Source organism: Ruegeria sp. BHSB172 (genome assembly GCF_059613165.1).
The window spans coordinates 1-5181 of record NZ_JBXWRZ010000078.1; the positions used below are offsets into that span (position 1 = coordinate 1).

A 5181-nucleotide genomic window follows, 5' to 3' on the forward strand; every position below is an offset into this window, starting at 1 on the left:
TCACCTGTTTGCCCACCATGAACGACGGGCTCCAGTTGTTCCATCCGCCGCTGCGCACCAACCGGTCCCCCTCGACCGCACGGCGGGCAGCCCCAAGCATCAACAGCATCGCCAGCTCGGCCGTGGCGTCCGAGAGAACGTCCGGGGTATTGGTCACCACGACTCCACGGGCTGCAAGCGCCGCCAGATCGCAATGATCGACACCCACCGAGTGGTTGGCGATGATCTTCAGCCGCGGATCCAACTGGGCTACGACCTCGGCAGTGAAATGCTCGGAATGGCAGGGCATCATCGCATCGACCTGCGCACTCATCCTGATGATATCGTCGGCTGTGCCGGGTGTGTCCGCTTCGTTCAGCACCACCTCATAGTCGCGTCGCGCCCGAGCGATCGTTGCATCAGACACACGGCGCGGAAGCCACAGGACGGGTTTGTCGCTCATGGCGTCAGTCCTTCTTGATGGCATCTTCCCAGAAGTTGTACAGCGCCAGCGCGATCACGAAGATCGCGATCACCAGAAACGGAAACCCGCCCCAAAACCCGGCAAACCCGGTCGAGATGCTCTGGGCAAGGCCCAGAACAAAGGCCATCATCAACCCGGTTCCGATCACGGCCATGATTATGTTCGTCAAGCGCGACATGATTTCATACTCCTGTTTCTGGCCCGGCGGCGAGTTGGCGCTGCAACCAAGCGGCTGTGCGCAGAAGCCTGTCATCCTCTTCGGCGGCCCCAACCAACTGGACCCCGACCGGGAGGTCATTTTCACCAACCAGCAAGGGAAGGCTCAGACAGGGCAGGCCGGCCAGCGTCCACGTCAGGCAAAACACGGAATCGCCGGTATGGCCGGCGCTGAGCAGGGGCGCCTGCCCCGTTGCCGCCGGTGCGATGACCGCATCGTAATCGTTGAAGAAGTTTGCGAAAAACTCCTGAGCCGAGGCCATGATGCCCAAGGCATCTTCGTATTGCGCCGCACTGATCTTCTGGCCCCGGATGATGGCCTCGTGCATCTCGGCGCTGATCCTGTCGGGATCGCTTGCGGCAATCTCGGCCATGTTCTGGCTGATCTCATGGTCGTAGATCACTTTGTGCACGTTTGCCAGATCAGCCAGCTGTGCCGAGGCCGGAATGCGTTCGACGCGCCCGTCGAGGGCGTCGGCGACGGCGTTCAGGCCTTCGGCCGCATCTTCGTCAAGACGGTCGTTGAAGGGAAAGTCCAGCCACACAAAATCAGGCTCGACCGGGGCTTCGGCCCTCGCGCCGGCCAGCATCTCGCCGCGCGGTCGGGCAAAGCTGGCGGGGTCGGTCTGGTCATAGCCGGACACCGCGTCGATCAACAGCGCCGCATCTTCGAGCGAGTTGGCAAAGCCGCCGATCTGATCGAGCGAGACCGAGGTGCGGAACACACCGCTACGCGAGATCGTGCCACGGGTGGGCTTGATGCCGAAGACCCCGCAGAACGAGGCGGGACGAATCACCGATCCACCTGTCTGCGTTCCAATCGCCAGCGGCACATGCCGCGCAGCCACGGCGGCGGCCGAACCGCTGGATGAACCGCCCGGTGAACGGGTGGGATCAAACGGGTTGGTCGTGTCGGTCGGGTGCATGAAGGCAAATTCAGTGGTTTTTGTTTTGCCCAAGATCACCGCACCGGAGTCGCGCAGACGTTCGACCAACCGCGCGTCGGCATCAGGTTGGCGACCGGCGAACACCGCGCTGCCCCGTTGGGTCGGCATGTCGCGGGTGTCCACGATATCCTTCAGGCCAACCGGAACGCCATGCAGTTTTCCAGTCGGTCGCCCGGCTTTGCGAATGCGGTCCAATTCCCGCGCCTGATCCAGCGCCGATCCCGCATCCAGATAAGCCCAGGCGCGGATCGCCGGCTCAGTCTGTTCGATCCTTTCAAGGCAGGCCTCGACCAATGCCTGTGACGTGATCCGGCCTGCTCGGATGGCATCGGCGGCGTGAACCGCCGAAAGCAGGGTCAGGTCGTGTTTCGTCATGGCACCCACACACCGAACAGATAGTCCGGGAACCACAATGCAATGCCCGGAAACTGGTACATCAGCACCATGCACAGGATCACGATCGCCAGATAGGGCATCAGCCCGCGGAAGATCTCCATCAGTTCGATCTGCGACTTCAGAACCCCCTTCAGGTAATAGGCTGACATCGCCATTGGCGGGGTCAAGAAAGAGGTTTGAAGGTTCAGGGCAACGAGCATCGCAAAGAAATACGGGTTCACCCCAAAGGTCTCGAGCATCGGCAGGAAAATCGGCACGAAGATGATCAGAATCTCGGACCACTCCAGCGGCCAGCCGAGCAGAAAGATGATCAACTGCGCCAGAACCAGGAACTGCCAAGGCTGCAGGTTCATGCCAACGACCCAGTGTTCGATGACGTCATGCCCCCCCAGATAGGAAAACACGGACGCGAAAGTCCACGATCCGACGAACAGCCAACAGACCATCGCCGTCGCCTTGGCGGTCAGAAAGACGCTTTGCTTGACTTTATCCCAGGTCAGGGACCGATAGATCATGGCCAGAACCAACCCGCCGAGCGCACCCATCGCAGCCGCCTCGGCCGGAGTTGCAAGCCCGCCCAGGATCGAGCCGAGGACCAGCAAGATCAACACGGTCAGCGGCACGAAGGAAACCAAGAGATCCATATAGATCTGACGTTTGGGCGGGATGTCCCCCTCGGCCGGCTTTGGGGCCAGCGACGGGTTCAGCCATACCCGCACCATCACGTAAACGATGTACAATCCTGCCAGCATCAGGCCGGGAAATACGGCGGCGGCATAGAGGCGCAGTGGTGACAACTCTGCGATTGCCGCATAGACGATCAACATGATCGATGGCGGGATCAGAATTCCGAGCGTTCCGCCGGCACAAATGACGCCGGCCGCAAAGCTGCGCTGGTATCCGGCATTGGCCATCGCCGGGTAGGCCAAAAGACCCATCAGCGTGACCACTGCCCCCACGATCCCCGACGCGGTCGAAAACACCGCGCACGTCATCAGGGCAGCGATTGCCAGCGACCCCGGCAGGTTTCGAGCCGCCATATACAGCGAGAAGAACAATCGGTCGACGATATTGGCCCGTTCAACCACGTATCCCATGAACAGGAACAAAGGGATGGCGACCAGCGTGTCATTTTCCATCACCGAATAGGTGTTCTGGTTCAGCAAGTAGAATATGTTGTTGTTGAAGATGTCCGAAATGGTTTCGGGGGCGGATTGGTAGTATGCATAGTACCCAAAACCCACGCCCATCGCCAAAAGCGTGAACGCGATCGGAAAGCCCAGCAGTACCAGTACGATGAACAGGCTGAGCATCAGGATGGCGACTTGAGGATCAGTCATCGCTGCGCCCTCCTTTCTCGGTACGGGTCGCATTCAGACGGTCGATGGTTTCGTCCATCAGCATGTCTTCGGTTTCACGGACATCATCCAGGCGCGGCAGCCATTCGCCATCGCGCATGGCCAACCAACACCGGCCCATCTCGGCCAGGCCCTGAAGCATCAGCAAAAAGCCCGCAAGCGGGATCAGGGTCTTGAAGAAATAGATCTGAATCCGCGCGGGGCTGTTCCAGCTCACTTCCTTGTAGCGCCAGCTGTCGGCTGCGATTTCCCAGCCGTACCAGAACAGGGCAAACATACCCGGGAAAAAGAACAGGATGTACAGAACGAAATCGACCCGCGCCTGCCAGCGGACGGAAAACAGTCTGTAAAGGACGTCGCCCCGGACATGCGCGTCCTGGGCCAACGCATAGGCGCCTGCCATCAGAAACAGCGCGCCATACATCTGTACCATCATGTCGAACGCCCATACGGTCGGGCTGTTGAGCACATAGCGCACGAAGACTTCGTACGATACAGAAAGCGTCAATATCAGAATGCACCATCCGAAGGCCTTGCCGACCCATTGGCTCAGCCCTTCGATGGCGTGGATTGTCTTGATCAAGGTCCGTCCCTCGCCTGTTCTACCCCGTATTAGGATGCCGCGCGCGGGGCGCGACCTCCTTTGGTGCTACTGACGTCGTTGGTCAGCTGAAGTAGTGCTTGTAGGCCAGCTTGTAGTCGGGCTGGTTCAGGTTCAGATAGTTCATGACCGTCTTGGCATAGGCCTTCTGGCTTTCGATGACCTTGGCAAAGAACGGGTCCTCGCCTGAAATCCGCTCGACCACCACGTCCCAAGCATCCAGCTGCGCCTGCATGACGCTGTCGGGCGTACGATAGACGTTCACGCCCTGCTCTTCGGCCAGCTTTACCAGATCTTCCGAGTAGCGCTTGGTGTTGTGCCAATAGAAGTTCGAGTTCTCGGCCTCGGAGGCGTATTTCAGAATTGCCTGAAGCTCGGGCGACAGGGCGTTGTACTTGTCCTTGTTGAATGTGACCTCGAAGAATTCCTGGCTCTGGTGGAACGAGGCCAGATGGTAATGTTTCGAAACGTCCTGCATGCCGAAGTCGCGGTCTGATGTCGGGTTGTTGAACTCGGCCGCGTCGATCAGGCCGGACTTCATCGCAGGCTGAATCTCGCCACCCGGCAGCTGCACCACAGACATGCCCATTTCCAACAGAACATCCGCCGCCAATCCGACGGTCCGGTATTTCAGACCGTTCATCTGGTCGGCGCTGGTGATCTGCTCTTTGAACCACCCCAGCGGCTGCGCCGGCATGGGCGAGTTGAAGAACGACACGACGTTCAGACCCAAGTTGGCCATCAATTCGTCGAACAGTTCCTGACCGCCGCCGTAATAGACCCAGCCCAGAACTTCTTGGCTGGACCAACCAAAACAGGGGCCAGTCCCAAACAGCGAGGCCGTTTTGGATTTCGAATACCAATAGGCCGGCACGTAATGGGCCGCGTCCAGAACACCGCGGTGAACCGCGTCCTGCATCTGGCTGGTCTTCACGACCGAGTTCACGGGCAGCAATTCGATGGTCAGGCGGCCTCCCGTCATCTCGTTGACACGGTTCACATAGGATTGAGCATTTTCAAGAAAGATGCCGCCGCCCCAGGCCGCCTGCATCTTGAGTGTGGTTCCCTCCTGCGCGTGCACGGCGGGTGCCGCAAGCGCACCTGCGCCCACAACGGCCGACCCGCGCAGAAAATTTCTGCGGTTCAAAGATTTTGTCATGTTTCCTCCCTTGGTTGGGCACTGACCGTTTGCGCGGTGCT

The 5181-nt window shown here is 59.6% G+C and carries 6 protein-coding genes; all 6 read right to left on the bottom strand.

From position 1 onward, the window contains the following. Positions 1-442 (bottom strand): Rossmann-fold NAD(P)-binding domain-containing protein (locus AC2FM3_RS17660; protein WP_496684511.1); only part of this gene is annotated, 442 nt, incomplete at its 3' end. Between the two features lie 4 nt (positions 443-446). Beyond that, positions 447-641, bottom strand: coding sequence for a hypothetical protein (locus AC2FM3_RS17665; RefSeq protein WP_496684513.1), 195 nt, complete (start codon positions 639-641; stop codon positions 447-449). Positions 642-645: 4 nt separating this feature from the next. Next, entirely contained in the window at positions 646-2001 is a 1356-nt protein-coding gene (locus AC2FM3_RS17670) for an amidase (RefSeq protein WP_496684516.1), read from the bottom strand. Further along, the gene (locus AC2FM3_RS17675) at positions 1998-3362 is read right to left on the bottom strand and encodes a TRAP transporter large permease (RefSeq protein ID WP_496684519.1); all 1365 of its coding nucleotides are present in this window, start codon (positions 3360-3362) and stop codon (positions 1998-2000) included. Before AC2FM3_RS17675 ends, AC2FM3_RS17670 begins: the two co-directional genes overlap by 4 nt. Beyond that, on the bottom strand, positions 3355-3963 hold the full coding sequence (locus AC2FM3_RS17680) for a TRAP transporter small permease subunit (protein WP_496684522.1): 609 nt from the start codon (positions 3961-3963) through the stop codon (positions 3355-3357). The genes AC2FM3_RS17675 and AC2FM3_RS17680 overlap by 8 nt, the downstream gene beginning before the upstream one ends. An 82-nt stretch (positions 3964-4045) precedes the next feature. Further along, on the bottom strand, positions 4046-5140 hold the full coding sequence (locus AC2FM3_RS17685) for a TRAP transporter substrate-binding protein (RefSeq protein ID WP_496684525.1): 1095 nt from the start codon (positions 5138-5140) through the stop codon (positions 4046-4048). Positions 5141-5181 lie beyond the last annotated feature (41 nt).